Origin of the sequence: Paraburkholderia sp. DD10, assembly GCF_049177125.1 — a bacterium.
In the GTDB taxonomy this organism is placed as follows: Bacteria; Pseudomonadota; Gammaproteobacteria; order Burkholderiales; family Burkholderiaceae; genus Paraburkholderia; species Paraburkholderia terricola.
In genome coordinates this window covers 1756066-1783014 of sequence record NZ_CP185392.1, presented here as the reverse complement: position 1 = coordinate 1783014, position 26949 = coordinate 1756066, and the positions used below count along the sequence as shown (strand labels likewise).

The 26949-nt window shown below is 64.3% G+C and carries 23 protein-coding genes; 14 read left to right on the top strand and 9 right to left on the bottom strand.

The genetic code is table 11. The features are described from left to right. Positions 1-168: 168 nt before the first annotated feature. Together ACOCG7_RS08100 and treA are read right to left on the bottom strand one after the other, a co-directional pair. Entirely contained in the window at positions 169-750 is a 582-nt protein-coding gene (locus tag ACOCG7_RS08100) for an alpha-ketoglutarate-dependent dioxygenase AlkB family protein (protein WP_421375055.1), read from the bottom strand. 120 nt (positions 751-870) lie between these two features. Then, positions 871-2469, bottom strand: a complete 1599-nt coding sequence (treA, locus tag ACOCG7_RS08095) for an alpha,alpha-trehalase TreA (protein ID WP_421375053.1) — start codon at positions 2467-2469, stop codon at positions 871-873. A gap of 386 nt (positions 2470-2855) precedes the next feature. Here treA and ACOCG7_RS08090 point away from each other — a divergent pair, with 386 nt between their 5' ends. Together ACOCG7_RS08090 and ACOCG7_RS08085 are read left to right on the top strand one after the other, a co-directional pair. Further along, positions 2856-4019, top strand: coding sequence for an epoxide hydrolase family protein (locus ACOCG7_RS08090; protein WP_421375051.1), 1164 nt, complete (start codon positions 2856-2858; stop codon positions 4017-4019). A gap of 360 nt (positions 4020-4379) precedes the next feature. Then, on the top strand, positions 4380-5354 hold the full coding sequence (locus tag ACOCG7_RS08085) for a hypothetical protein (RefSeq protein ID WP_421375049.1): 975 nt from the start codon (positions 4380-4382) through the stop codon (positions 5352-5354). A 15-nt stretch (positions 5355-5369) separates the two neighbouring features. Here the strand turns inward: ACOCG7_RS08085 and ACOCG7_RS08080 are convergent, their stop codons facing one another. Next, positions 5370-6455 (bottom strand): TIGR03118 family protein, encoded by a 1086-nt coding sequence (locus tag ACOCG7_RS08080; protein ID WP_421375047.1) that lies wholly within the window; start codon positions 6453-6455, stop codon positions 5370-5372. Between the two features lie 94 nt (positions 6456-6549). Continuing rightward, on the bottom strand, positions 6550-7953 hold the full coding sequence (locus ACOCG7_RS08075; RefSeq protein WP_083082443.1) for a PLP-dependent aminotransferase family protein: 1404 nt from the start codon (positions 7951-7953) through the stop codon (positions 6550-6552). Positions 7954-8356: 403 nt separating this feature from the next. Between ACOCG7_RS08075 and ACOCG7_RS08070 the strand changes: the two genes are divergently transcribed. Both ACOCG7_RS08070 and ACOCG7_RS08065 read left to right on the top strand, forming a co-directional pair. After that, positions 8357-9586: an NAD(P)/FAD-dependent oxidoreductase gene (locus ACOCG7_RS08070; RefSeq protein ID WP_421375044.1), complete on the top strand. Its 1230-nt coding sequence runs from the start codon at positions 8357-8359 to the stop codon at positions 9584-9586. Positions 9587-9715: 129 nt separating this feature from the next. Then, the gene (locus ACOCG7_RS08065; RefSeq protein ID WP_073428458.1) at positions 9716-10867 is read left to right on the top strand and encodes a branched-chain amino acid ABC transporter substrate-binding protein; all 1152 of its coding nucleotides are present in this window, start codon (positions 9716-9718) and stop codon (positions 10865-10867) included. A 92-nt stretch (positions 10868-10959) separates the two neighbouring features. On the opposite strand, the gene ACOCG7_RS08060 is transcribed toward ACOCG7_RS08065, so the two are convergent. Further along, positions 10960-11865 (bottom strand): LysR family transcriptional regulator, encoded by a 906-nt coding sequence (locus ACOCG7_RS08060; RefSeq protein WP_073428457.1) that lies wholly within the window; start codon positions 11863-11865, stop codon positions 10960-10962. Between the two features lie 198 nt (positions 11866-12063). Between ACOCG7_RS08060 and ACOCG7_RS08055 the strand changes: the two genes are divergently transcribed. The 8 genes from ACOCG7_RS08055 (at position 12064) to ACOCG7_RS08020 (ending at position 20269) form a co-directional block, all read left to right on the top strand. Then, the gene (locus ACOCG7_RS08055) at positions 12064-12399 is read left to right on the top strand and encodes an ArsR/SmtB family transcription factor (RefSeq protein ID WP_073428456.1); all 336 of its coding nucleotides are present in this window, start codon (positions 12064-12066) and stop codon (positions 12397-12399) included. Then, entirely contained in the window at positions 12396-12848 is a 453-nt protein-coding gene (locus ACOCG7_RS08050) for an SRPBCC family protein (RefSeq protein ID WP_073428455.1), read from the top strand. The genes ACOCG7_RS08055 and ACOCG7_RS08050 overlap by 4 nt, the downstream gene beginning before the upstream one ends. Positions 12849-12887: 39 nt before the next feature. After that, complete coding sequence (locus ACOCG7_RS08045; RefSeq protein WP_114164518.1) at positions 12888-13523, top strand: glutathione S-transferase family protein; 636 nt, start codon at positions 12888-12890, stop codon at positions 13521-13523. Between the two features lie 10 nt (positions 13524-13533). Then, positions 13534-13776, top strand: a complete 243-nt coding sequence (locus tag ACOCG7_RS08040) for a hypothetical protein (RefSeq protein ID WP_073428453.1) — start codon at positions 13534-13536, stop codon at positions 13774-13776. A gap of 105 nt (positions 13777-13881) precedes the next feature. After that, positions 13882-14880 carry an aldo/keto reductase gene (locus ACOCG7_RS08035; RefSeq protein WP_114164519.1) on the top strand — a complete coding sequence of 333 codons (999 nt, stop codon included), beginning with the start codon at positions 13882-13884 and terminating at the stop codon, positions 14878-14880. Between the two features lie 613 nt (positions 14881-15493). Next, on the top strand, positions 15494-17668 hold the full coding sequence (locus ACOCG7_RS08030) for a M1 family metallopeptidase (protein WP_421375040.1): 2175 nt from the start codon (positions 15494-15496) through the stop codon (positions 17666-17668). Between the two features lie 596 nt (positions 17669-18264). Further along, entirely contained in the window at positions 18265-19134 is an 870-nt protein-coding gene (locus ACOCG7_RS08025; protein ID WP_310134283.1) for a hypothetical protein, read from the top strand. After that, positions 19094-20269, top strand: coding sequence for a GGDEF domain-containing protein (locus ACOCG7_RS08020; protein WP_073428449.1), 1176 nt, complete (start codon positions 19094-19096; stop codon positions 20267-20269). Before ACOCG7_RS08025 ends, ACOCG7_RS08020 begins: the two co-directional genes overlap by 41 nt. A gap of 57 nt (positions 20270-20326) precedes the next feature. Here the strand turns inward: ACOCG7_RS08020 and ACOCG7_RS08015 are convergent, their stop codons facing one another. Both ACOCG7_RS08015 and ACOCG7_RS08010 read right to left on the bottom strand, forming a co-directional pair. Continuing rightward, positions 20327-21799 carry a sodium:solute symporter family protein gene (locus ACOCG7_RS08015; protein ID WP_073428448.1) on the bottom strand — a complete coding sequence of 491 codons (1473 nt, stop codon included), beginning with the start codon at positions 21797-21799 and terminating at the stop codon, positions 20327-20329. Next, positions 21796-22011 (bottom strand): DUF3311 domain-containing protein, encoded by a 216-nt coding sequence (locus tag ACOCG7_RS08010; RefSeq protein ID WP_073428447.1) that lies wholly within the window; start codon positions 22009-22011, stop codon positions 21796-21798. Before ACOCG7_RS08010 ends, ACOCG7_RS08015 begins: the two co-directional genes overlap by 4 nt. A 276-nt stretch (positions 22012-22287) precedes the next feature. On the opposite strand from ACOCG7_RS08010, the gene ACOCG7_RS08005 reads away from it, so the two are divergent. Beyond that, positions 22288-22962: a MarC family protein gene (locus tag ACOCG7_RS08005; protein WP_073428446.1), complete on the top strand. Its 675-nt coding sequence runs from the start codon at positions 22288-22290 to the stop codon at positions 22960-22962. Positions 22963-22997: 35 nt separating this feature from the next. Beyond that, positions 22998-23858, top strand: coding sequence for an MBL fold metallo-hydrolase (locus tag ACOCG7_RS08000; RefSeq protein WP_073428445.1), 861 nt, complete (start codon positions 22998-23000; stop codon positions 23856-23858). 16 nt (positions 23859-23874) lie between these two features. Here the strand turns inward: ACOCG7_RS08000 and ACOCG7_RS07995 are convergent, their stop codons facing one another. Together ACOCG7_RS07995 and ACOCG7_RS07990 are read right to left on the bottom strand one after the other, a co-directional pair. After that, the gene (locus tag ACOCG7_RS07995) at positions 23875-25641 is read right to left on the bottom strand and encodes a cobaltochelatase CobT-related protein (RefSeq protein WP_073428444.1); all 1767 of its coding nucleotides are present in this window, start codon (positions 25639-25641) and stop codon (positions 23875-23877) included. Between the two features lie 11 nt (positions 25642-25652). Next, entirely contained in the window at positions 25653-26885 is a 1233-nt protein-coding gene (locus ACOCG7_RS07990; protein ID WP_073428443.1) for an AAA family ATPase, read from the bottom strand. Positions 26886-26949 lie beyond the last annotated feature (64 nt).

The following is a 26949-nucleotide window of genomic DNA, read 5'->3' as shown; positions in this document are numbered from 1 at the left end:
GATGCACGCACGGTTTCGGTGTGCGAGCGAGAGAGTTGGCCCCGGCTGGAACTGATTCCCCAGCCGGGGTTTTTTTTGTTTGGCGTCGCCGATTGGCCGCATGTGTCGTGACGGCGCTGTGCCAGGGAGTAAGACCCACCAGCAACCGAACCGCACCGCGCAGTGCGCTCAACCGTTGAAGCAGCGAAACGCAAGACTGATACGCGGTTCAGTCACGGCTGGCGTCTTGGGAATGCTGTGCGCATGCGTGAATTGCGATGCATAGCTCATCACGATGCAACTGCCGGGCTCCAGTTCCACGTGCACTGTGCGGCCGCCGCGTGCCTTCGGCCGGATCGACATGCGACGGCTCGCGCCGAGCGAGAAAATCGCAATCGGCTGCGCGGGCAGGAGCTTTTCCGTTTTGTCGCCGTGCGGCGCGACGCTGTCGTTGCCGTCGCGATAGAGGTTGAGGCCGACGCGGTTGAACGGTGCGCCGACCAGTGCGCGAACGGCTTCGAACGCTTCGCTCAACGGCGCGGGCAAATCCGCGCAGTCGCGCGAGAAGGTGGCAATCAGACGCGGCACCGCGACTTCGCGCTCGTACATCATGCGCTGCTGGCTCAGCCAGCCGATATTGCGGAACGCCTCCTCGAACCACCGTTGTGCGACGGCGGCCGCGATCGACTCGGGCAGGTAACGAATCCCGCCTTCGCCGTCACGAACGAGAGAGACGGGCTCGGGTGCGAAGAGGTCTTGCTGGGACGCCATGATTTCAACGTTGCGGTAACGAGCGCCCGTTCGGACGGCGACGGGCGCCTCGTGCACGTCATTGTACTGTGATTTTATACAGTAGTTTTGGCGAACCCAGGCAGGCGGCGTTGCCCGCCTTCATTCGCCCGGACTGTACAGATCGAGCAGCTTGAGCGTCACGCCGTTGGTCCAGCCGAAGCCGTCCTGTAGCGGATATTCGCCGCCGCCTCCGCCGCCGGTTCCCGCGCCTTCGACCACGTACTTCTCGACCAGCTTCTTCTCCGACGCATAAACGCCCTTCACGTCAGCGAGAAAACGCGTGCCGATCTGCTGGGCAAGCTCATCCTGGCCATAGCGTTTCAAGCCTTCGATAGCGACCCAATGCAGCGGCGCCCAGCCGTTCGGCGCATCCCACTGCTGCGTGGTGTTATAGGTCGTCGTGACGAGGCCGCCCGCTTGCAGCAACGTGGACTGCACCTGCCGCGCGGTCTTTTGCGCGCGCTCCGGCCAGGCCGCGCCGACGAACAACGGAAACACCATCGCCGCGGTCTTGTTGTCGCGCGGCCTGGCGAGCTGCCAGTCGTAGTCGCCGTAGTAGCCGTTGGCATTCCACAGGTACTTGTTGATGCCGAGCGCGCGTTTTGCCGCGCGTTGCGCGAACTCGCCGACGCAGCGGAAATCGCGCGTCGCACCGCAGCCTTTGGCGATGGTGATCTCGAGGTGGAACATCAGGCTGTTCAGATCGACGGGAATGATCGACGTGGTGCGCACCGTCGCGAGCGTCATGTTGTCGCCGAACCAGCGCGAGCTGAAATCCCAGCCGCTTTCGGCGGTCGCGCGCAACTCGCGGTACACCTCGTTCGGGCTGCGGCCGCTGGCCTGTTGCGCGGTCTTGATGTCTTCGAGATACGACTCGTCACGCGGCGTATCCAGTTCGTCCCAGTAGCGGTTGAGCACCGTGCGATCAGGCATCACGACGACGTTGCGGGTGGCCTGACCGGGTTGCGTCGTGGTCTCCCCCTGCATCCAGTACGCGTATTCCTTGCGCAGCGCGGGCAAGTACTTCTGATAGACGGTGTTGCCTTCCACCTTCGCCGCGAGCGCCACCATGTGCGAGAAAAACGGCGGCTGCGAGCGGTCCAGATAGTAGGTGCGATTGCCGTTCGGAATGTGGCCGAAGGTATCGATCTCGTAGGCGAAGTTGTCGAGCATGTTGTCGACGAGATCCTCGTGGCCGGATTCCTGTAACCCGAGCATCGTGAAATAGGTGTCCCAGTAGTAGCCTTCGCGGAACCGGCCGCCGGGCACCACATAGGGCTTCGGCAAGGGAATCAGCGAGCTGTTCGGCGGCGCGCTCGTGGTGGTGCGCGTGAGCGCGGGCCACAACCAGTTGATGTGTTCGCGCAGCGTTTGATTCGCGGGCGGCGTGATGACCGGCTCGCTCGGCGGCGTGAAGTACTGGTTGACGAAATTCGCCAGCGAAAAGGCGGGATTGCTCTTTTGCTGTTCGTACAGTTGCACGATCGTGGCGGGGTCGGCGTTCGGCGTCGCGTCGACGAAGGTCTTCTGGTCCGGATAGATCTGCGCGGTTTGCACGGCCACGAACAGGTCGCCGTAGAGCGTGCTGGGCGCGGGCGGAAGCGTGCTGCCGACCTGGGTGTCGGCATGGCAGACGCCGGCGAGACCGAGCAGAAAGACGAAGCTGGAAGCGGCGCTTGCTCGCCGCAGGCTTTGCATTCCGGAACGCGGCGCAGAGGGAAGGGGCGAAGGCTGGAAAGCCGTGCGAGCGGCGCGGATGGCGCGCCATTGCGATGACACAATCATGTCTCCTCCTGGGAATGGACAACAGGATTGGTCTGCCTCACACCCACTCTTATTTCATACGATTGCTGGGCCGTCGCTAGCATCGCACAGATTGAAGGGGGCTTCAAACTATGCGCCACGGGTCCTGTCGAGCGCCGCAAACAGGATGGTCCGCGGCACGCCAAACGCGAAAGCGCTGATTGTGTACGATGCGAAGTTGCTTCGCGTGTTCGAGGCCGGGCTTTGTCCACTTGCCGGTTTTCATCGTTAGCGCATGCCGCGTGCGTGTCACCCCATTCCCTTGTGCCGAGGAAATCGCCATGCATATCGCACCGTTTCAGATCGCCATACCCGAGCCTGACATCGACGATCTCCGCCAGCGCATCCGCGCGACGCGCTGGTCGCCGGTCACGCCCGCGCCCGCGTGGCAGCAGGGCGCCGATCCGGCATGGCTGCGCGAGCTCGCCGGCTACTGGGCCGAGCGTTTCGATTGGCGCGAGGCCGAGCGCGGCTTGAACCGGCAACCGCAGTTTCTCGCCGACGTCGACGGTCAACGCGTTCACTTCGTCCATCGGCGCGGCGCGGGCGCAGCGCCCTATCCGTTAGTGGTGACGCATGGCTGGCCGGGTTCGTTCTTCGAGTTCCACGCACTCGTCGACCAGTTGTGCGATCCCGCCGCGTTCGGCGGCGACGCCGGCGATGCCTTCGATGTGGTGGTTCCGTCGCTGCCGGGCTTCGCGTTCTCGCCGGCGCCGGCGCAGCCTGGCATGTCCGCGTTCCAGATCGCGGACCTGTGGGTGTCGTTGATGCGCGGCCTCGGGTACGAGCGCTTCGGCGCGCAGGGCGGCGATCTCGGCGCGGGCGTGTCGGTCGCGCTTGCCGCGCGGCATGAGACGGCGGTCGACGGCATTCACCTGAACTTCTTGCCGAGTTCCTACGAGCCCGCGATCGGCGCGGCTCAAACGCCGCTCACGTCGGCGGAAGAAAATTTCTTGCGCGAGAGAAACGAATGGGCCGCGCTCGAAGGCGGCTATTCGCACATGCACGCCACGAAGCCGCAGACGCTGGCCGCGTCGCTCATCGATTCGCCGATGGGACTCGCGGCGTGGATCGGGGAAAAGTTTCGCGCCTGGAGCGATTGCGGCGGCGACGTCGAGCGGGTGTTTTCGAAGGACGAACTGCTCACCAACATCTCGCTCTACTGGTACACGCAGAGCATCGGTTCGTCGATGCAACTGTATTGGGAAAACCGCCTTCAGCCGATGCGTTTCGCCGACGGGCCGCGCGTCGTGCCGCCGGTCGGTTATGCGCGTTTTCCGAAGGAACTCAGCCGTCCGCCTCGCAGTTGGCTTGAACGGACCTTCGACGTCGTGCAATGGACGGACATGCCGAGCGGCGGACACTTCGCCGCAATGGAAAAGCCCGATCTGCTCGCGGCGGAGATTCGCCGGTTCTTCAGGCCGTTCCGGCGAAAGACCGCTTGAAAGCCGCTCGAAAACCTCATGAACGCCAACGGAAATGCTCACGCGTCGATCGAGGCAACCGACAAGGTAACTTGTTCTCTCACACGCAATCGCGACTCCGCAATTATTGCGCACGACAATCGGCAAGCACGCATTGTCGGCCGCCGCGTTGCGTCCCGCTGAGTTTTGGCGGAAACGCGCCGCAAGGACGTGAAACGATAGCGCAGACCTGCTATCGCGATCGGGTTCGTGCATGACGCCATGAAGGCGCGCGTCACGCGGCTTGGGGCTCGCCTGGCGAAAGCGCATGTGAACCGACCTGCGAGCAGTAACGGCAGCGCTAACAATGCGTACCGTCTCTCACGCGTGGTGAGGAGCAATGTGAATCTCTTTCCGTGCACGCTTGTTTATGTGGATGTCGACGCGAAGCCGGGTCCCAACTCGACGAATCGCGATCCGCTCTCGTATGTGAGCCAGGCGATCTGCCTGAACAACAGCTTGCGGCGCGTGGGCATGCCGACGCTGACGATCATGACGAACGCGCCGGCACTGGTCGAAAAGCGGCTGGAAAGCCTGCCGCCGGAAAAGCGCCCGGCGGTGACGAAGCTCACCGCGACGATCGAGTTGCCGAAGAACACGCCGTTCTACGCGGCGCATTTCAAGCTCGATCTAATGGATCAACTCTCCGATGCGCTGCCCGCGGACACCATGATGCTGTTGCTCGACGCCGACATGGTCGCGTGGCTGCCGCTCGATCACACGCTGATCGAGCGATGCGCCGAAGCGGGCCTCGGCGTCTACGATATTTCGGACCAGGTTTTTCCCGCATACGGCAGCGAACGCGTGGTGGCGGATCTGGAAATCGTCGCGGACGGGCGGCTCGCGAATCCGCGCTGGTACGGCGGCGAATTCATGCTCGCGACGCCCGCATCGTTGCGTCGGCTGGTGCCGCGTGCGCGCGCCAGTTACGCGCGTTACCTGGACGAAAGCGAACGCCTGAGACATCACGGCGATGAGGCATTCATTTCCGCCGCGCTCAATACGCTCGTCGACGAAGGGCAAACGGTGGTCGAGGTCGGCGCCTATCAGGCGGTCGGGCGTCATTGGCCCGGCAACAACTATCGGGACTTTCGCTGGTTCTGCTGCTGTTCGTTCATCCATTTGCCGGGCGGCAAATATCTGCTGGAAAAGGAGGCGCGCTTTGTCGAGTTCGCGCCGACCCGTTTCTGGCGGCGCATGCGTCACGCGCATCTGCGCGGCCGCATGCGTCACGCGGCGAAGCGGGTCGTCAGGATGCTCAGCGCCGAGCGCCTCGCCACGCTGTCGGCTTATGCGGTGCGCGGCGTGAAGAGCTAGATGCGCTGACGCCCGTCACATCTTCACATCGATGCGTCCATAGACTCCGTTGGCTTCGTCATTGGGCCCGGCGGCAAAAAACAGCGTGTTGACCGGCTGATTATTGAGCCCGTTGCCGAACGCGATACCCCACAGGCCGTCCTGCACGAACGCGTTTCCATTCGACAGCTTGACGGCGCCAAGCGACTGGCCGGTGATGGGATCGAACGCATTGATCGTGCCGTCGCCGAAGTTGCCGATCAGCACGTCGCCGCTCAAGCGGCCGAAATTCGCCGGCGCTTGCGCGACGCCCCACGGCGCGTTCAGCGCACCCGCCGAGGCGAAGCGCTGCAACAGATTGCCGGACGTATCGAAGATGTCGACGAATCCCAGACCCGCGCCGTGAACATCGTCATGCGCATCCGCGTCCTGTTTGGCGTAGGTCACGAAGAGCTTCGCGCCGATGGCCTGAATGCCGAACGGCGCGAAACCCGTCGGCAGCAAAGCGTCCTGAAACTTGCCGGGCATCGCGACTTTCGCGAAGTTCTTGTCGAACACGTCGATCTTGTTGTTGTGAAAGTCGGTGGCGTAGAGCAGATTGGCGGTGCCGTTGCTGGCGAGCGCCAACCCCTTGTAGACCGCGCCGCCGTTGCCGTCGTCGAACACGGTGATTGCCGCAGTGGGCGCGACCGCCGGCGCCCATGCGGTGATGGTGCCGCCTTCGCCGGAAAAGATGAATGCGGCGACGCCCGATTTGCCGCCCTGCGTGACCATGAAATCCGTCGTGCCATTGAACACGATGCCGGTCGGATTCGCCGAACCGCTCGCGCCGGCCGGAATGCTGACGACCAGCGATTGCGGCACGCCGTTGCCGTCATAGAGCGTCGCGAGCGAGGTTGCGTTATCCGCCACCCACACGAAACCTTTTGGATTGAACGCGATGCCCCACGCGTTCTTCAGATTGGCATCGGTATGCGGCGCCGCGACCGCGCCGTCCGACACCAGCACGGTGGACGTGAACGATTGCGCGTTGAGCGAGCCGGAACTTCCCCCGCATGCAACGAGACTCGTCAACGCCGCGGCGCCCATGACGGCGCCCAGTACCTTAAGCACAGATTTCATGACCACACCTCCGTCACGACCGATGGATCGTCGAGGCTATTCAAACGTGTGGCCTTGCCGCTTTATTCCCCCAGCGGCGCGGAAATCTTTTGCTTCAGATCGTTCCGAACAATGCGCGCGGACGATCCTTGAGCGTGCCCGTCAAGAGCCGCAACGCGCTCACCAGTTGATCGCGGCTCGTCGCGCAGGCGAGATTGATACGCACGCCGTGCTCGATCTCCGAGCGGTCCACGGCGAACGCCGACGACGGCATCACCACCACGCCGCGCGCCTTCGCGTTCGCCGCGAAATCGTCGGCGCGCCACGGCGGCGGCAACTTGAGCCACACGAACATGCAGGCGGGATCGGTCTGCAGCATCTCCTGCGGCAACAGTTCGCGCGCGAGGTCCTGGCGCGCGCGAATCTCGGCGAGTTGCGCGTCCATGATGCGGCGCGCGGTGCCGTCCTCGATCCAGATCGACGCGATCAACATGGACATCGGCGCGGGCATCCATGCGGTGGTGCGCACGGCTTCCGCGCACAGCGCGGCGCTGTCCGGGGGACTCAGCAGATAGCCGAGCCGCAGGCCGGGCGCGAGGATCTTCGAAGTGGCCGCAAGGTGGAACGTCAGTTCGGGACACAGGCTCGCGATGGTCGGCAGACGTTGCGACACCAGCGGTCCATAGACGTCGTCCTCGATGATCGCCACGCCGTGGCGGCGCGCGATGTCGGCGAGGGCCATGCGGCGTTCGAGGCTCATCGTCGTCACGGTGGGGTTCTGCAGATTCGGCACGGTGAAGATCGCCTTCACCGGCATGCGCCGGCAGGCGCGCTCCACTTCGTCGGTGAGCAAGCCTTCGCGGTCGCTGGGAATGCCGACGATCTCGAACTGAAACACCGGCGCGAGCGCTTTCAGGCCGTAGTAGGTGAGCTGGTCGGCGAGGATCACGCCGTCCGTGCCGATCAGGCTGTTGAGCACCGCATACAAACCGTGTTGCGCGCCGCTCGTCACGACCACATGTTCGGGCGCCGGCGCGAAGCCCGGCGCGGCCATCCACTGCGCGCCCGCGGCGCGCGCCCATGACGGCCCTTGCGGCGGCTGATACTCCTGCAATTGCGGATAGCGCGGATCGCGCGGCAGGTCCGCGAGCGTACGCGCGAGGCAGTTCAGAAATTCGCTCGTGGCGGGGCGGTTGACGGTCAGATCGATCGCCGTGTTGCTCGCCGGCTGCGCGGGCTCGACGCTCGGCATCGCGCCGCCGGTCACGAGCGAGCCGCGCCGCTTGCTGCCGATCACCAGTCCGCGCAACTGCAATTCCTTGTACGCGCGCGAAACCGTCGACACGTTGATGCCGAGTTCCGTCGCCAGTTGCCGCTGCGGCGGCAGCCGGCTGCCCGGCGGATAGACGCCGCTGCGGATCTCGTTCTCGATCGAACTGGACACCTCGACGTAGGTGGAGCGCTTCGCCTGCGCGCTCGACCCGTTAGTCCGACGCGCCGTGCCTTTGCCAGAAGCCATAAGAACCGATGTCTCCATACAAAAACTGCTTTGTCCGCGATTGTGCGGAGTTTTGCCGATTCTATACCAGACAGCGGGACTGCAAACGCTAAAAGCGCGTAGGCAAGGCGGCTTCGCACGGCTCGGGCACGGGCTGTCCGTTTGCGGCGCAGACCATCCAGGGAAAACGCCGATGCCACACAATGCGCGTTTTAATTGCACACAAAAAAATATTGTGTGATTCTGTGCTCATGGCTTTGTTCGGTGGCGTGGGAAATGAGCCGCTACCGGACAGCATTCGAAACTTATTAGCCGGAGCTTGCTGGATGCGCTTTCCTCAGTCCACACCACGCGGATGCGTGTCGAAACGCGGTGCGCCGCCCGCCCTCGGCCGTTGCGCCGCCGTACCCGAAAGACGCGCGTGATGCCGAACGTCGCCATCATCGGTGCGGGGTTCATCGGCCTGGCGAGCGCGGCCGCGTTGATGCGCGACGGCCACCGCGTCACGCTGTTCGATCCGGCCGGCGTGGGGCAGGGCGCGTCGTTCGGCAACGCCGGGACGTTCGCGCCGTATGCGTGCATTCCGGTCAACAATCCGTCGGTGTTCCGTGACTTGCCGCGTTTTCTGCTATCGAACCAGAGTCCGTTCAGATTGCGTTGGGGTTATCTACCGCATCTCGCGCCGTGGCTGGTGCGCTTCATGATGAGTTCGCTGCCGCGCCGCTACGAGGCCAGCGCCGCCGCACTCGCCGCGCTGCTCGATCACGCGTATGACGGCTATGCGCCGCTGCTCGCGAACCCGGAACTGGCGAGCTTCGTTCGTCCGCGCGAGTGCCTGTATCTGTATTCGAGCGCGGCTTCATTCGATGCCGCGCGTGCCGCGCTCGATCTGCGCCAGAAGCTGGGCGTCACCTTCGATCTGCTCGAGGGCGACGATATCCGTGCGCTGGAACCGTCGCTCGCACCGATCTTCGAGCGCGGCGTGCTGTTCACGAATAGCTGGCATTTCTCCGACCCGCAAGGCTTCTTGCAGACGCTTCATGATCGACTCGCCGCGCAAGGCTTGACGCTGGAGCGCGCGGCGGTCGAGCGCGTGCAGCCTTCGGGCGAAGGCGCGAGCCTCAGCGTCGGCGGCATCGCGCGTCGTTTCGATTACGTGGTGGTGGCAACCGGCGCGCGCTCCGCGCAGTTCGCCGGCCAATGCGGCTACCCGGTTCCGCTCGACACCGAGCGCGGCTATCACGTCCGTTTTCCCGGCGCGCAGCAACTGGTGTCGCGGCCGGTCGGCTGGGCCGAACGCGGCTTCTACATGACGCCGATGAGCGACGGCTTGCGCGTCGCGGGCACCGTCGAACTCGCCGGTTTCGGCGACACGCGCAACCGCTCGCTGCTCGACTTGCTGACGTTTTCAGCGAAGCGCGCGCTACCCGCGCTGGCTACGCCTGACAGCAACTGGCTCGGCTTTCGCCCGACGCTGCCCGACGGCGTGCCGGTGCTCGCGCGATCGCGCGCGAGCGAACGCGTGATCTACGCCTTCGGCCATCAGCATCTCGGCCTGACGCTGGCGGGCGTGAGCGGGCGCATCGTCGCGGATCTGATCGCGCGGCGGGCGCCGCCGCTCGATCTCGCGCCCTACGCGGCCACGCGTTTTTGATTTTGCAGGGGACAGCCGCACGAAGTTTTCACGTTTCACCACAGGCATCGCAGGACGGTTTCGACGCGTCGCGCATCGAATCGGTCAACCTACTACACGCGCGACGTCACATCTCGCAAGGAGCGCATCATGAATCGCCGCTATTGGCTGTTGAGTGCCACTGTCTGTGCACTCGCCACGTACATGCCGTTGTCGTGGGCCGCCGACCCCGAAGTCGTCAAGATCGGTTTCGTCGGGCCGTTGACCGGTCCGGTGGCCCGAGTCGGCAAGGACTTGCAATATGGCGCGCAACTGGCGCTCGATGAAGAGAACGCGAAGCATCCGACCGTCGGCGGCAAGCCGGTCAAGTTCGTGCTCGACGTGCAGGACGATCAGGCCGACCCGCGCGTGGCGATTCAGGTCGCGCAGAAGCTGGTCGACGAAGGCGTGGTGGGGGTGATCGGCCACTACAACTCGGGTTGCAGCATTCCGGCTTCGACGGTCTATCACCAGGCGAACGTGGCGATGATCACGCCGGGCTCGACCAATCCGCAACTCACCAAGCAGGGCTTCAAAAACGTCTTCCGCACGATGGGCCATGACGGCATCGGCGGAGTCGTCGCGGGGCATTTCGTGGTGGAGCAGATGAAGGCGAAACGCATCGGCATCATCGACGACCGCACCGCATTCGGGCAAGGTCTCGCGGATGCGTTTGAAAAAGGCGTCAAGGAAGCGAACGGCAACGTGGTCGATCGCGAGTTCACCAACGACAAGGCGGTCGATTTCCGCGCCATTCTGACCACGTTGAAGAGCAAGAACGTCGACATGATCTTCTTCGGCGGCCTGGACGAGCAGGGCGCGATGCTGGTCAAGCAGATGCGCTCGCTCGGCATCAACGCGCAACTGTTCGGCGCGGGCGCGCTGAAGAGCAATGCGTTCCTGCAGATATCCGGCGCGGCCGGCGACGGCACCCAGGATCTCGAGCCGGGTCCGGCGCTCGACAAGCTGCCCGCCGCGCAGGCGTTCGGCAAGCGCTACAAGGCGCGCTTCAATCAGGATGTCGAGCTCTACGCGCCGTTCGCCTACGACGCCGCGCTCGCGATGATCAAGGCGATCCACGGCGCCGACTCGCTCGATCGCGCGAAGATTGTCGAGAGCCTGTCGAAGGTCACGGTCACGGGTGTGACCGGCAATATCACCTTCGATCCGTATGGCGATCTGATCAAGCCGCCTTATACGCTGTTCCAGGTTCAGCAAGGGCAATGGAAGAGCATCAAGACGGTGGGCGGCAACGGCGCGTAGTCGTTGGCGGTTTGCGCGGGTGCGCAGGCGATTGCGTTTGCGTTTGCGATTGTGTTTGTGTTTGTGTTTGCGGTTGCCTGCCGCGCAAACCGCTAGCCGTTCAGGTCGGGATTCTGCTGCGCGAGTTCATGCACCCACTCGCTGAATACTCTGACGCACATGCTCAGGCGGCGGTGCGGGTAAAGGATCGAAAGCGGAATCGGCGGGCTCGGGAAGCCGCGCAGAATTTCACGCAACGCGCCCGCATCGATCGCTTTCGCCACCATGAAGCGCGGCACCTGGATCATTCCCAAGGCTTCGAGCGCGGACGTGATGTAAACCTGGCCGTCGTTGACCGCCAGAATCCCTTCCATTGGTTTTCGCACGAGCGCGCCGTCGACTTCGAATTCGAAGGGGTAGACACGCCCCGTGCGCGCCGAAAAATAATTCACCGCGCGATGCCGCTCGAGATCGTCGGGCGTGGCCGGCTCGCCCATCTGTTCGAGATAGGCGGGCGCCGCGCAGGTGGTCATGCGCACGCTGCCGATCGTGCGCGCGACGAGGCTCGAATCGTCGAGCACGCCGATGCGGATCACGCAATCCACGCCTTCCTGCACGAGATCCACGTTGCGATCGGCGATACCCAGCTTCACCGCGATGTCGGGATAGCGCGCGTTGAAATCGCGCAGCACGGGAATCAGCACGTTGGTGGCGAATGTCGCGGAGGTGTCGACGCGAATCGTGCCGCGCGGGCTCTGGCGTTTGTTCGATAACGCCGACTCGGCGTCGGAGACCTCGGCCAGAATGCGCGCGCAATATTCGTAGTAGAGCGCGCCGTCGCCGGTGACCTGAACGCTGCGCGTCGTGCGATTCAGGAGCCGCACGCCGAGATGGCCTTCGAGGTTCTGCACGACAGTCGACACCGACGCGCGCGGCATTTCCAGCGAATCGGCCGCCCTGGAAAAGCTCGACGCGTCCACGACGCGCTTGAACACCGTCATCGCCTGAAGCATGTCCATACGTGTTGTCCTTGTGATGTGACCGGTTGGCGCGAGCGCGGCAACGAGGCGACATTCTAGAACGGCGACACGGCGGCGCGTGCCGGTCTCGGGGCGCAAGGACACGTCAACCGGTTGGATGCGCTCGCGTCCTCCGCATGACGAGGCGGCCCTGCAAAAAAGCTTGACACTTCACGATCAATCTCTATAGTTCACCACATGGCGAAGTATCCGGTCAGTCAGTTGGATCGTACGTTTTCCGCTCTCGTGGACCCCACGCGGCGGGCTATCCTCGCGCGTCTGGAGCGGGAGCCCGGCCTGTCGATCACGGAGATCGCGCGTCCGCTGCCGCTCAAGCTTCCCGCTGTCATGAAGCACCTCGACGTGCTGAGCGAAGCGGGTCTCGTGGCGCGTACCAAGAAAGGCCGGACCGTTTCGGTGGACCTCGTCGCCGGCCCGATGGAGGAGGCGATGGCGTGGCTACGACGCTATGAGCGCTTCTGGTCCGCCAGTCTCGATCGACTTACCGACTTTGTGGAGGGGGAAGAGGAATGATCAAGGAAAAGCCCAGCCTGACCATCATCCGGCGCATCAAGGCGCCGCCGGCGAGAGTCTACGCAGCGTGGACCCGCCCCGAACTGATGGCGCGCTGGTGGGGGCCCGACGCCGGGCCGGTGCTGAGCGCCGAAGCCGATCCGCGCGTGGGCGGGCGCTTTCGCGTGGTGTTCCAGACGCTCGACGGCGAAACGCACGACTGCCGCGGCGAATACCAGGAAGTCGAACCGGACAGCAAGCTCGTCTTTACCTGGCAGTGGGTGACGATGCCGGAGCGCCAGTCTCTCGTGACGATCCGATTGCGTCCGATCGAAGAAGGCACCGAACTCAATTTCACGCACTCGCAATTCTTCGACGCGGCCGCGCGCGACGCGCATCAGGTCGGCTGGAACGGCTCCTTCGACAAGCTCGAGGCACTGATCGCCGAACTGAACGACACAGGCGAATAAAGCGCATCGGACCGAATTCAACCCATATCGAGGTCGAACATGAAGCTCTACTATTCTGAAACCCTGGCCCCCAGAAAAGCGTGCGCCGTGGCGAAGTACCTGGGCTTGCCCATCGAATACGTTTTCGTCGATCTGGCAAAGGGCGAGCAGAATGAGCCCGCTTATCTGGCGATCAATCCGAACGGCAAGGTGCCGTGTCTCGTCGACGGCGATAAAAGCCTTTGGGAAGCCGACGCGATCATCTGCCATTTCGCGCAGCGCGCGGAATCGGATCTCTGGCCGCGCGGCGCGCGGCAGGCCGATGCGGTGCGCTGGTTCAGCTGGAACAGCCAGCATTTTTACCGGCATGGCGGCACGCTTTATTTCGAGCATCTGATCAAGCCGCGGATCGGACTCGGCGAGCCGGATGCGTCGAAAGTCGCTGAAGCGCAGGGCTGGTTTCGCAAGCACGCGGGCGTGCTCGATCGGCATCTCAAGGATCGCACATGGCTGCTTGGCGATGAACTGAGCGTCGCGGACTTTTCGGTCGGCGCGACCTTGCCTTACGCGAAAAGCGCGGCGATGCCGCTCGAAGAGTTCGAGCATGTGCGGCGCTGGCACGATCGGTTGAACGCGCTCGACGCCTGGCGCGATCCGTTTCCGGCGCGGCCGGCGCTGTCCGTCGCGAACGGTTGAAGGAACGGCCATGTGTTGCGCGATCGTGGCGCTCGGCATGACCTTGCTGGCGAGTTGGCGAAGCGTGTCGGGCACGCTCGTCGGCCGCGCCGGGCGGCTGCGCGGTATGGCGATTGTGGTTGCCGCGCTCGGCGCGGCGGGCGGGTCCGCGTTGGCGGCGGATCGATTCGCGGCGGGCGCGGCGCAGTCTTCGCAGTCGTCTTTGTATATGCGCTTTAGTGCCGTGGCGATTTGTGGGCATTTCATCAGATAGCGGGGCGTCGTGTCCAGGCGCGGTGGTCTCCTCACGCCACACGCCGCGCCCGATTGCCGTATCGTGCAGACTCGAAGCTTGTTCGTTGCTTATCGAGGGCACGTCATGGCACTTTCATCGAACGACGCCGTGCGGCGCGCCGGCAGACGCTCCTTTCTGCGCACGGTAACAAGCGCCGCCATCGGCTTGCCGGTCTCGATCGCTCTGCCGCGTTTGACCTCGGCGCAAACGCAGGCCCAACCACAACCGCAACCACAACCGCAAACCGCCACGCCCTCGCGTATCGCACAGCGTGTGATTCCGTCGACTGGCGAACGTTTGCCGGTCATCGGCTGCGGCACGTGGCGCACGTTCGATGTCGGCGATGATCCCGGCGCTCGCGCGCAACTTGCCGACGTGCTGCGAATTCTCTTCGAGGCAGGCGGCTCGGCGATCGACTCGTCGCCGATGTACGGCTCGTCGGAAGCTGTTGCCGGCGCGCTGCTGACGCAACTCGACGCGCACCGCAAAGCCTTCGTCGCGACCAAGGTCTGGACTCAGGGACGCGAGGCCGGCATCGCGCAGATGGAGGAATCGCTGCGCCGTTTTCAACAACCGCGCATCGATCTGATGCAGGTCCACAATCTGCTCGACTGGCGCACGCAACTCGCCACGCTGCGCGACTGGAAAGCGCGCGGCCGGATTCGCTATATCGGCGTCACGCACTACACGTCGAGTGCATTCGGCGAAGTCGCGGCCGTGATGCGCAGCGAAAAGCCCGACTTCGTGCAGATCAACTATGCAGCGGATGACCGCGCCGCCGAGGCGCGCATCTTGCCGCTCGCGGCGGAGCTGGGTATCGCGGTGGTGATCAACCAGCCTTTCGGCGGCGGCGGCCTGCTCGCGCGCGTCGGCAAAACGCCGCTGCCGGCGTGGGCCGCGGAGATCGACTGCACGAGCTGGGCGCAACTGCTCCTCAAGTTCGTACTCGCGCAAGCGGCGGTGACGGTGGTGATTCCCGGCACCGGGCGTCCGCAATACATGGCCGACAACGTTCGGGCCGGCTCGGGTCCGCTGCCCGATAAGGCGATGTGCGCGCGGATCGTGGCGGCGGTGGGCGGTTGAACACGGCGTGGGCGATTCGCTTCTGAACCAGCCGCCGTGTTTTCGTGAGGCGCGCAGATGCTCAAGGCGTTTTCAACGCAAAACCCCTCCCATTCGCTTTGCATTTATTCGCGCGTCAATCCATAGCACATTCCGGGAAATGGAAAGCTAGGTTTTCCGTAGGCAATCGGGAATCGTGGGATTTCTAGAGTATTAACTCGGATCATTTACTGGGATTCCATTCGAACGGCATACACCGTGTGAAACTTCAGGAAAGATTGTGAAAGGAAGTTGACACGGGAACGTTTGCCAAACTAGGCTACGCACTGTCGTCAAAACTGATTAAAAAAATTTACCCCTGCCCGGAGACGCAGGCAAGCCGCCGCTTTGCCCATCAGTCAGACGATCGCATGGAAGCTGAAACAGTTCCAATCCGTTTCGTTGAAAGCATTGTAATGATTAAACGCCGTTATTTAAAAATCAGCCGCGAGTGCTGAGGGTGTAACACGTCCATATATTCTCGCCAGCAATTCGGTGTTGGTGCGGGAGACCTTTTTCTCTGAAAAACAGAGAAAACCAGTTGAAGCATTCATCGCACTTTCTTTATGCCGATATTGTCAGTCGAGGATTAATCATGAGTATAAATTTCCGATTGCAGATACAGTGCCTGGCGCTAGCCGGAATAATGGTTCTGGCGGGATGCGGCGCGGGAGACGGCGCCTCCACGCTGACGAGCAAATCCGCGCAGACGCCGACGGCCGCTTCCGACGCGGCGCTGGCGCCGCCCACCGCGCCGATCGCCGCGAATCCGTCGATCGACAAGACGGTGCCGCCGGTCGAACTGCCCGACACGGTCATGCCCGTCAACTACAAGCTGTGGTTCCGGCCGAACCCGGCGCTGTCGTCATTCGACGGCCGCGCCGACGTGCAGATCAAGGTGCTGAAGGCCGTCAACGCGATCACCATCGCCGGGCACCGCGTCAAGTTCACCAACGGCACGATCACGCTTCAGCCGGGCAACATCCCGTTGATCGCCACGCCGCAGGACGACGGCGACTTCTATCAGCTTCGGCCCGTCAGCGGCCAGATCGCGGCCGGCAATTACTCGCTGCACATGGAGTGGAGCGGCATCATCAACTTCAAGAGCTATGACGATCCGGTCGCCAAGACCGGCGGCAGTTGCGGCGACGATCCGTATCCGGGATGCTCGGCGGCCGAAGGCGTGTTCCGCGTCGATCTGAAGGCGACGGACGGCACCACGAGCGGCGCGATTCTCACGCAAGGCGAATCGAATCTCGCGCGCCAATGGTTCCCCGGCTGGGACGAGCCGGCTTTCCGGCCCACCTATGAGGTGAGCGCGGAAGTCCCGCAAAACTGGAACGTCGTCTCGAACGCGGCGGAGAAACCGGCGGTGAACGTGGACAGCGGCTACAAGCTGGTGTCGTTCGAAAAGACGCCGCCGATGCCTTCGTATCTGCTCTTCTTCGGCGGCGGCCAGTTCGATATTCTCGAGGACGATTTCACGAGCCCGCTGCCGGACGGCAAGGGTCTGCATCTGCGTATCTTCACGCCGCCCGGCATGCGTGACTGGGCCAAGCCGGCGATGCAGCAGACCAAGCAGGCGCTCGATTACTACTATCGCTACACGGGCATTGCGTTGCCGCTCACCAAGTTCGACACGATCGCGGCGAACGACGCGTTCAAGGAGCAGAAAGACCTGAACTTCGGCGGGATGGAGAACTGGGGCGCGATTCTGGAATTCGCCGACGACATTCTGCCGGCGCCGGGCACCGAGATGTCCGATTACGGCGTGACGGTGCTCACGCACGAAGCGGCGCACCAGTGGTTCGGCGATCTGGTCACGCTCGACTGGTGGGACGATGTGTGGCTGAACGAGTCGTTCGCCACCTTCTTCGAGAACAAGACCAAGGTGCGTTTCTTCCCGGACCGCTTCAGTTGGGTCGACGACGTGAAGAACAAGTACGCGGTGATCAATGCCGATCTGAAATCCACCGCGTTCCCGGTGCAGCCGAACTTCAACGGCTGGGCCTCGAACGACTTCGTGCTGAGCGCGAGCGCCTTCACCTACGACAAGGGCGGCCACGTGCTGAAGATGCTGGAGAACTATCTCGGCGAGGAAGTGATGCGCAAGGGGCTGCAATCGTATCTGGCCGACTATGCGCTCGGCAATGTCACGCCAAGGCGCCTGTGGGATGAACTGACCAGGGCAAGCGGCGAGCCGATGGTGGCGATCGGCGACAGCTTCGTGCGGCAAACGGGCGTGCCGTTGATCTCGCTCGACACGCAGTGCGATCTGGTCTCGAATCAGACCGTGGTCACGCTCAAGCAGTCGCCGTTTCCGAACCAGAACCCGTACCCCGGCACGCAGTGGACCATTCCGTTGACGCTCGCCTACGGCGACGGGCTCACGTCGCGCAAGACGGTTGCGATGAAAGACATGCAAACGCAGGTGCGCCTGAACGGTTGTTCCGCGGTGCTCGCCGATCCGAGCGGTCTCGACTACTACGTGACGAATTACGGCAACACCGCGTGGAGTCAGTTGCTCGCGCAGGGCAACGCGTTGAAGGATCCGGTTCTGCTGACCAATCTGCAACTCGAAGCGGAGCTGCTGGTGAAGAACGGTCTCGCCGATCCGTCGCGTGAAACCAGCATCGGTTCGTTGAACCCGACTGCTACGCCGCTCGCGCGTCAGATGCTCATGACCCCGCCGACGACGCAATCGCTGCGTCCGCAGATCCGCTTCCAGGGCAAGCTCAGGTCGAAGCAGCAAGCGCAGCAGGCGAAATAAGCGGCCGGCGTTATCGAGCCGCGCTGAAAAGCAGGGCCGTGGTCCGCATCGTCATGCGATGCGGGCCACCGCCTTTACGTTTCAGGAGCCACGCGTTTTGCCGTTTCGCGGCTACCTTTCGCACCTTCGCAAAAGTAGCCAATAGCAGCCGAAATCCAGGTGCGGGCCGCCACGATCCAGCGAGGCGGAAGTCATCGCAAACCGCCCCAGCGTGGCCGTTTCTCGTGGGCCTGAGCGGTCTGAGCGCGCGGCCAATTCATCGTTTATACCCTTCATTCCCCGATGCAACGCCGCCGACCGCGCTTCTCATAGGCGTGTTTGTTGCATGCCAGAAGGCCGCGAGCATGCGCCTATTCGTCTGCCCGCGATATCACCTGCACGAGCGGCCATCGAGGTCGCGCCGTACCGTCCGCATCTACACGTGACGTTGAATCTTTTACAACCTTGCAGCGCGAAGCCGACTCGCAGAGCCGGCATGTGAAGCGCGGCGTTGTCGTGTTGTCGTTACCCCGATGAGCGAATTGGCAAAACCGTCGGAAGAATGTTGAACCAGGTCCGACGAACCGTCGGACGGAAGGGTTCCGGAGAGTATTGCGATGTTCGACGATACCGAGTTGCCGAGGTCCAGGAGGGCCGGCCGGGATGCCGGCTTCGACACTGACGAGCCCGAACAGGATCCGGCGCCGCCGCCACGCTTCGGACGTCTCGCGCTATGCGTAGCCGCCGCAAGCGCGCTCGCCTTCGGCGTGGTGGGGACGGTCGCGTACGGCGTCTGGTTCAATCACGATCAGCAGGCCTATGCCGAAGCCATGGCGGGTGCGCGGCGCGCGCTCGGCGTGCCGGCGTCGGCGGCGAGCGCAGCGGTGCTCGCGAAGTCGGCGTCATCGCTGGGACCGCCGATGTCGATGACGATGGCGGGGCCGGGCATGCCGTCCGCGCCCGTCGCGGCGGCGCCCGTGAATGTGCCGCTCACGGCCCCGATGGGCGCGGCGGTCATGGATACGGCGGTAACGGGGCCCGCAACACCCGGCGCGGCAACCCCGGACAGCAAGCCGGCCATGAACCCGCCCGCACCAAAACCGCCCGCAACGCCTGCATCCTCCGTCGCGACACTCACCTCGGAGGGCGAAGAAGGCCGCAAACAGGCAGTCTGGTCAGGCCGTGTCATGCGGCGCCCCGCAACCACGATCGCTCAAGCCGGCGCATCCAACGCTACCTCCGCGCCGGCTGCAACGTCGGTCCGATCGAGCCGGCGCGCGAGCAGCGGCTCCGATCCCATCGTGCAGCCGTTCGCGGCGGCGCGGCCGGTCAAGGACGCGCGAGCCGCTCAGCAGGAGCGGCGGGCAACGCCCGTCAACGCAAAACCGAAAGGCAATGTGTTCACACGGATGAGCCTTTTCTTTAAACGCACGAGCTACCGGCAACATGGCCGCGCAAGCCAGCAAGACATCTATTCCCATCCCTGAGCGGCATCGTCCCCGGCGCGCCGCGGTGCGCGTCCCGACGCTGCGCCTGGGGCCGGGTCCCGCGACGATGGCTGTCGCGTCGGTGCTGTGCCTGCTGATCGGCCTGCTGTACCTTGCCTTGCAGATCAGGATGGTCTTTTCGGATCAGATCAAACAGGAATATGCGAGCCTGGTTCTCGAAGAGATCGAACGCGCGGACAGCGCGCGCCATCTCGCGGACGTATGGGAGCATGTGCCGGTCGATAGCGAGGCGAGGGCGGAGGGGCGGCGAAACGCGCGCGCCGAACTGGCTCGCCGTCTCACGTCGCTCGCCGCGCTGGTGAACGCGAGCCCGTCCGCGGCGCCGCGTATTGCGCCCGCCGCGCCCGCCGCGCCCGCCGCGCTGTCGCCGGACGCGAATCTTCGCGACACGGATGCGCTGCTGCGCAACGCCTCGGCCTATTGGCACGCGCAACGCGACATCGACAGCGCCGACGTGCGGGTGCGGATCACGCATGTGGCGTACACGGTGATCGCTCTGGCCGCGCTGCTGTTCTGCATGTTGATCACGGCGCTCGGCATGTATGCGAAACGGACGCGCCAGTTGGCGGGACAGTCGCAGGAATTCGAGCACGCCGCGCTACACGATCCGATGACCGGTCTGCCGAACCGGCGCAAGCTGTTCGCCGCCCTCGAAGCAGCCGCGATGCGGCGGCAGGCCGAGTCGGCGACTCACAAGATCGCCGTGCTGTATGTCGATCTGGACGGATTCAAGCAGGTCAACGATTCACTCGGTCATCGCGTCGGCGATGAATTTCTGGTCGCGGTGTCGAAGTGTTTTCGCGGCTCGGTGCGCAAGGCCGACGTCGTCGCCCGGATCGGCGGCGACGAATTCGCCGTGCTGGTGCGGGGATTCTCGACGGATGCGGAACTCGTCGAGATTGCCGGGCGGCTCATCGCGTGCGTGGTTCGCACGGACGAGCAGATGGGAATCGGCCTGGTTCGCGCGAGCATCGGCATTGCCAGCTTCCCCGATCTCGTCGACGACTACCGTCGCCTGATCGGCGCGGCCGACGAGGCGATGTACCAGGTCAAGCGCAGCGGCAAGAACGGGTATGCGTTCGTGGATCAGGGGCGTAGGGCGGCGACGTTGTGATCGGCGCCGACGCGACAACGCGCGCTGGGCCCCTTCACCCGCCACCGCCCTTCATCCTCAATTCGCCGACGCCTGCGTCCGTTCAGCCTGCCGCGTTTGCGTCGCCGCGCTCACCGCGGCAAAAACGATCACGTTGACCGCCAGCGCCAGAAAACCAATATTGACGTCCTTCAGCGCATCGGGCAAAAACGGCATCAGTTGGCCCACGCTCAAATGCATGCTGGTCGTCACCGCCACCACCGCGACGCCGGCGAGAATCCCGCAGAACGCGCCTTCCTTCGTGGCGCGATGATTCGGCCGCAGGCTGCAAATCACCGCCGGAAACAACTGCGTCACGAAGCTATAGCCCATTAGCAGCAATGCGACGATCGTCTCGCCGCCATGCAGCGTGAAGCCCACCGCGACGAGCGCCACCACCGGCACCAGAAAGCGCGCCAGCTTGGCGACCGCCGCATCCGACGCATTGCGGTTCACCATGCCGCGATACACGTCGTTCGCCAGCAGCGTGGAGGCCGCCGTCAGGATCATCGAGCCCGGCACCAGCGCGGTCAGCACGCCCGCCGCGCCGATCACGCCGACGAACCACGGGTCGAAGGTCTGCAACGACAGGCGGAACAGCGAGAGGTCGATGTCGCCGCCCTTGAGCCCCGGCACCTTCAGCGTCGCCGCGAAGCCGACGAAGAACACGAACAGCAGAATCAACTGGTACAGCGGCAGCACGATCGCGTTGCGGCGGAAAATGCGCTCGTCCCTCGCGGTGAAGATCGAACCGAACGTGTGCGGCCACATGAAAAAGCCCAGCGCCGTGAGCAGCACGGTGGACTGGAACCAGGTCACGCTCGAACCCTTGGCGGGGAACGTGAGAAAGCCCGGACGCGCGGCGTCGATCGCATGGAACATCTCGCCGAGGCCGCCGTAATAGTGCAGCGGCAGATAGATGCCGAGGAACAGCACGATCGCCAGAATCAGCAGATCCTTCACCACCGAATTCCACGCGGAGCCGCGCACGCCCGAGACGATCACGTAGGACGTCACCACCGCGGCGCCGATCCACACGGCCGCGGTCGATGAAATCACGCCGTAGGAAGCCGTCGCGACGATGATGCCGAGCCCCTTGAGTTGCAGCACGAGGTAGGGGATCAGCGCGGCGACGCCCACCAGCGCGACGAGCGTGCCGAGCGCCGGGCTTTCATATTTGCGCGAGAAGAAATGCGGCTGCGAGACGAGCCGGTGGTTCTTCGCATAACGCCAGATCGGCGGCAGCATCCAGTAAGAGAGGATGTAGGCCAGCGTGCCGTAGGCCAGAATGTAGTAGACGGGCGCGCCCTTGCCATAAGCAAAGCCGCTGCCGCCGAGGAAGGTGAAGGTCGTGTAGATCTCACCCGCCATCAGCAGGAACACGAACGCGGTGCCGAAGCTGCGGCCGCCGACGGTCCATTGTTCGAGGCTCATGTCGTGGCCGCGCCGCGCGCGCATGCCGAGGTAAAGCGCGAACACCGTGATGGCCGCGATGATGACGAGGGCGCTCATGAGCGAACCTCCTCGCCGTCGGCGGCGATGTGGCGATTGGACGCGTCGAGGCGATAGACGATCGCCATGATGAGCGAGCTCAGCACCACCCACATGACGATCCATGCGAGCACGAAGGGCATGCCGAGCATCAGCGGCTCGACACGGTTGACAAACGGAACGCCGAGCAGAATGCCGATGAACGGCAAGGCGGCGAGTACACGAAGCAACATAGGGGGCAACTCCTCGAACCGGTCAGTACGTCTCGTTGAAAGTGCGGCTTCGCAGCGACTGTATGCCTGATGCTTTGGTTGCGTAAAGTCGATCAAAAATGCGTGTAGGCTTTCTGAAAGTTGCCGGCACACCTTTCGGCCGCGCTATGATGCTCGCCACGCAACGCAAGCATCATCCGGACCGCCCGCGCGGCTCCGGTTCGTTCAACCTAGCGCGGCGCCTTTTCATGCGCGGACAGTCGAGCCGCCCGAGCCGCCGCCCGCCACGGGTCGCATATGGTCGAAAGTCTGATCGCGGACATTCTGTTTGGCTTTACCGGGTTGATCAGCATCATCAACCCGATCGGCATTGCTTTCGTTTTCCTTGACCGCACCGCCTCGCTGACCACCGAGGAGCGCACCGCGCTCGCGAGGAAAATCGCCATCAACGTGCTGTGCGTGCTGCTGGTGGCGTTTTTCATCGGCACGCCGATCCTGCATTTCTTCGGCATTTCAATGGAGGCGCTGCGCATCGGCGGCGGCCTCGCGGTCGCGGTGGGCGGCTGGCAGATGCTCAATGCGCCCGACACGCAACCCGCGGACAAGCCGGGCGTGAAGCGCGTGGACGCGGACAATGCGATGTCGAAGGCGTTCTTCCCGTTCACCATTCCGCTCACCACAGGACCGGGCTCGATCGCCACCGCCATCGCGCTGACGGCCAACCGCACGCACAAGCTCTCGGAGTTCGTGCTCTCGGGCATCGCTTCCGTGGTGATCTCGCTGGTGGTGGCCGCCACGGTCTATCTGGTCTACAGCAAGGCGGTGGTTTTCGCCCGCTATCTCGGAGCGGAGGGAACCAAGGTCGCCATGCGTGTATCTTCGTTTCTGCTGCTGTGCATCGGCGTTCAGATCATGCTGACGGGCTTCTCCGAATTCCTGATCCCGATCGCGACCATGCAGCCGGTCAAATAGCCCGCGCGCGGCGGCAAACAAAAAAGGAGCGGACGATGACACCCCGGATAGAAGCCTTCTACGACGCCACCACGGGCACTTTCAGTTACGTCGTCTACGCGGGCGAAGGCTCGGCGTGCGCGGTGATCGACCCGGTGCTCGACTACGATCCGAAATCCGGCCGCACGTCGACGGCGGGCGCCGAACGCATCGTCGCTTTCGTCCGCGAGCATGGCTTGCGTGTCGAATGGCTGCTGGAAACCCATGCGCATGCCGATCATGTTTCAGCCGCGCCTTATCTGAAGGAGACGCTGGGCGGCAAGATCGCGATCGGCGAAAGCATCCGCATCGTGCAGGCGGCATTCAAGCGCATTTTCAATTTCGGCGACGAGATGCACGCCGACGGCCGCCAGTTCGATCATCTGTTCGCGCCCGGCGAGACCTTCGGCATCGGCCAACTGAGCGCGCAGGCGCTGCATGTGCCCGGTCATACGCCGGCGGACATGGCGTATCGGATCGGCGATACGGTGTTCGTGGGCGACACGCTGTTCATGCCGGACGGCGGCTCGGCGCGCTGCGATTTTCCGGGCGGCGATGCGCGCATCCTGTATGAATCGGTGCGGACTTTGCTGGCGCTGCCGCCACAGACGCGGCTGTGCATGTGCCACGACTACCCGCCGGACTCGCGCGGGCCGCAATGGCAGACCACCGTCGCCGAGCAGCGCCGCGACAATATTCATTTGCACGACGGCGTGACGGTCGAGGAATTCGTTGCGATGCGCACCGCCCGTGATCGCACGCTCGGCATGCCGACGCTGATTCTGCCGGCCATCCAGATCAACATTCGCGCGGGCGCGCTGCCGGAGCCCGAAGCCAACGGCGTGCGCTATCTGAAGATTCCGTTGAACGCGTTCTGACGGTTGACGCGCAGCGCTAGCGCTTCAGCAGCATCGCACTCAACACGGAGAACACCGTCGACGGCAATTCCGCGAGGCGGCTTACCACCACGTTGTGCGGATAGAAGTCCTCGACCGCATCGGTCAGCACGCCGATGCCGACCAGTTCGATGCCGCGCTTGCCGATGGCCGCGACGCGTTCGCGCAGATCGCTGCGCAACACCTGCGTGTCGCCGTCGCCGGTCGAGGGATAGCCGTCGGAAAATACCATCAGGATGCGCCGTTCGGCCGGATGATCGGCGAGGCGCGTCGCCGCCCAGGCGAGCGCCTCGCCGTCGGGATTCTCGTGGCCGCAATCGATCCGCGCGATGCCGCTCAGATCGGCCGCGCCAAAGCGCTTGTAGACCTTCAGATCGAGCCGTTCGACGAAGCGGTTATAGCGCCGCAAATCCGCGCCGGCCGCACGCTGCCGCTCGTATAGCTGCTTCATCGGCGCGGATTCGAGCGAGCAGTAGCCGAGCACCTCGCAATCGAACGACAACTGCGTGAGCGCATCGCACAGCGCCGCCGCGCACAGCCGCGCGAGTTCGATCTTGCGTCCGGCCATCGAGCCGCTGCGGTCGATCAGCAAGCTCACGGCGACGTCGCGTCCCTTGGCCGCGCGCTGCGTGCGAAACGGCGTGCGATAACCCGGCGAGGTCGCGAGCCTGGCGAGCGACGTGCGGTCGATCTCGCCGCGCTCCTGTTCGCGCCGCCAACGGGTTCGCTCGTCGGCGCTCAGCGCGCGTTCGAGTTTTTTCTTCAGCGGCGCGGTGTCCGCGCGAGCCTGCGCGCGCAGCTCGCGCCACGCCGTGCTGTCGCCCTGGCCGGTGAGGTCGGCGATGTCGTCGAATTCGGTGGCGAGCGGAATCGACAGGCGTGCGCGCGCGGCGTGCGGGACGGCGGCAGCTTCGCCTTCCGTGCGGGCCGAGGGCTGTTGCGTATCGGCCGGCGATTGGCCCATGCCCACCGCGTTGTCCGCCTGCGCGCCGCCGCTTTGATCGGACGGCGGCGAGGCCGTGTTGCCCTGATCGGGGAGCAGGGTGTCGTCGTCGTTGAACGGCGCGGACGAGGCGGCAACGGTTTCCGTCTCGATGTCTTCGAGCGGATCGGCGGTGAACGCCATGCTGTTCACGTCGCCCGCCGACAAAGCCCGTACGCGCGCCACCAACGCCTGCGCTGTCGCGATGCTCCGCGCGGTCGAACCGCTCGCGCGCGCTTCGTCCAGCAAATCTTGCGACGCATGCAGCGCCGCGATCAACGAATGGCTCGCTTCGGTCGGGCTCGGCTGTTCGTCCCACAGCGCACGCTCCACCAGCCACACGAGCCGGTCGCGCCAGTGCAGCTTCGGCCAGCGTTGCCGCGCCCGTTCGGCGGCATGCACGCGCAACTTGCCGATGAACCAGCGCGCGCCCGGATATTCGTCGAGCAATTGCGCGCACACGCGGCGGTCGTCGATCACTTGCGCAAGCGTGGCCGCGACGCCGGCCGGCAAGGCGTCGAGTTGCGCGAGCGAAGCATGCTTGGCGCGCGCCACCAGCAAGTCCAGATAACCGATCAGCACGTCGCGCTCGACGCCGCCGTTCAACTCGTAATCGGGAATCACGATGCGGCCCGGTTCGACGCGCGGGCCATCGGGACTGAACGCGACCGTCACGCCGTATTGCCCGGTGAGCACGCGCGCCACCTTGCCGAGCGTCGATTCGAACGCGAAGCCTCGCGTGTCGCGCGCCGCGTGCTTCGCGCTCGTGCGCGCCGCGTTCATTCGGCTCACCGTCACGCGGCCGGCGCGATGTGATGACGGACGATGCCGCGAATCAACGCGGCGTCCTCGGGGCTGATCTTCGCGTAGATCGCCGGGCCGGCCGCGCGCTCTGGGTCGCCGGTGCGCAGCATCAGTTCGGCCCAGTCGAGCAGGCGGCGCGTGGAGAACGCGCTCGACAGATCCTCGCGGGCAAATGCCGCGCGGCAGTCGGCGGCAATCGCGGCGAGGGTGGTGGCGAGCGGGCGGGTCATGTGCGGGGCGAGCGTGCGCATCAGCACGTCGGCTTCCTCGGCGGGCGTCAGATAGTCGAGCTGGTACACGCGCCAGCGATCGAGAAACGCCTCGTTCATCAGATTCGCGCCTTGATACAGATGACGGAACTGGCTCATCGCGCCCACCGCGTTCGCGGTGGCAAAGAGACGAAACGCCGGATGCGGCGCGACGATCTCGTTGCCTTTCTCCTTCAGCACGAGCCGGCCGTGCGGTTCGAGCACGGCGGTGAGCGCGGCGAGAATCGACGGTTCGGCAAAATCGATTTCGTCGACGATCAGCCACAGCCCTTCGCGCATCGCCGTGGGCAGCACGCCGTCGACCCACAGCGTCTCGCCGCCCTTGACCGTCCAGAAGCCGACGAAATCGCCGACCGTGGTCTGTCCGTTCATGTTCGAGCGCAACACGCCGTGACGCGAGCGCGCCGCGACCTGTTCGATCAGGCTGGTCTTGCCGGCGCCCGTGTGACCGATCAGCATCACGCGCCGGTTTTCGACGATGTCCTCGACGATGTCGTTAAAGCGCTCGGAGAACAGATAGGCCGGATTGAGGCGCGGCACGAGCGGGTTGGCGATGCCGCACGGCACGTCGATATGGCCGATACGCACGGTGTCGCGCGTGCTGTCCGTGCCTTGCGTCTCGCGACGTTTCTCCGCCAGGGCCAGCGCCGCCGCGCGCCGCAAGGCCGGCATGAAGGCGGCCCGTTCCGCCGCGCTGTCTTCGCTCGCGGCGTCGGCGGTGTCGATCGCGAAGCCTTCGCGGCGCCACTTCTTCAGCTTCGCGCGCAGGTTTTCGGCGTCGACCACCAGATCCATGTCGACCGCTCCGGCGCCGTGACCGTCGCCCACGCCATGCTCCAGCCGATAGTTTTCCGGCCGGTCGGCCACGCTCACGCGCCACCATTCCGGGCCGTTTTCGGTCGCGCGTTGATAAAGGCCAAGGTTTTCGTCTTCGGTCAGTTCGGGCGCGTTCATGGCGAAGTTAAAGGTTTGATAAGCAATGGAGAATCCGGATTCGGCTCGGGCCGAATGAGCGGCT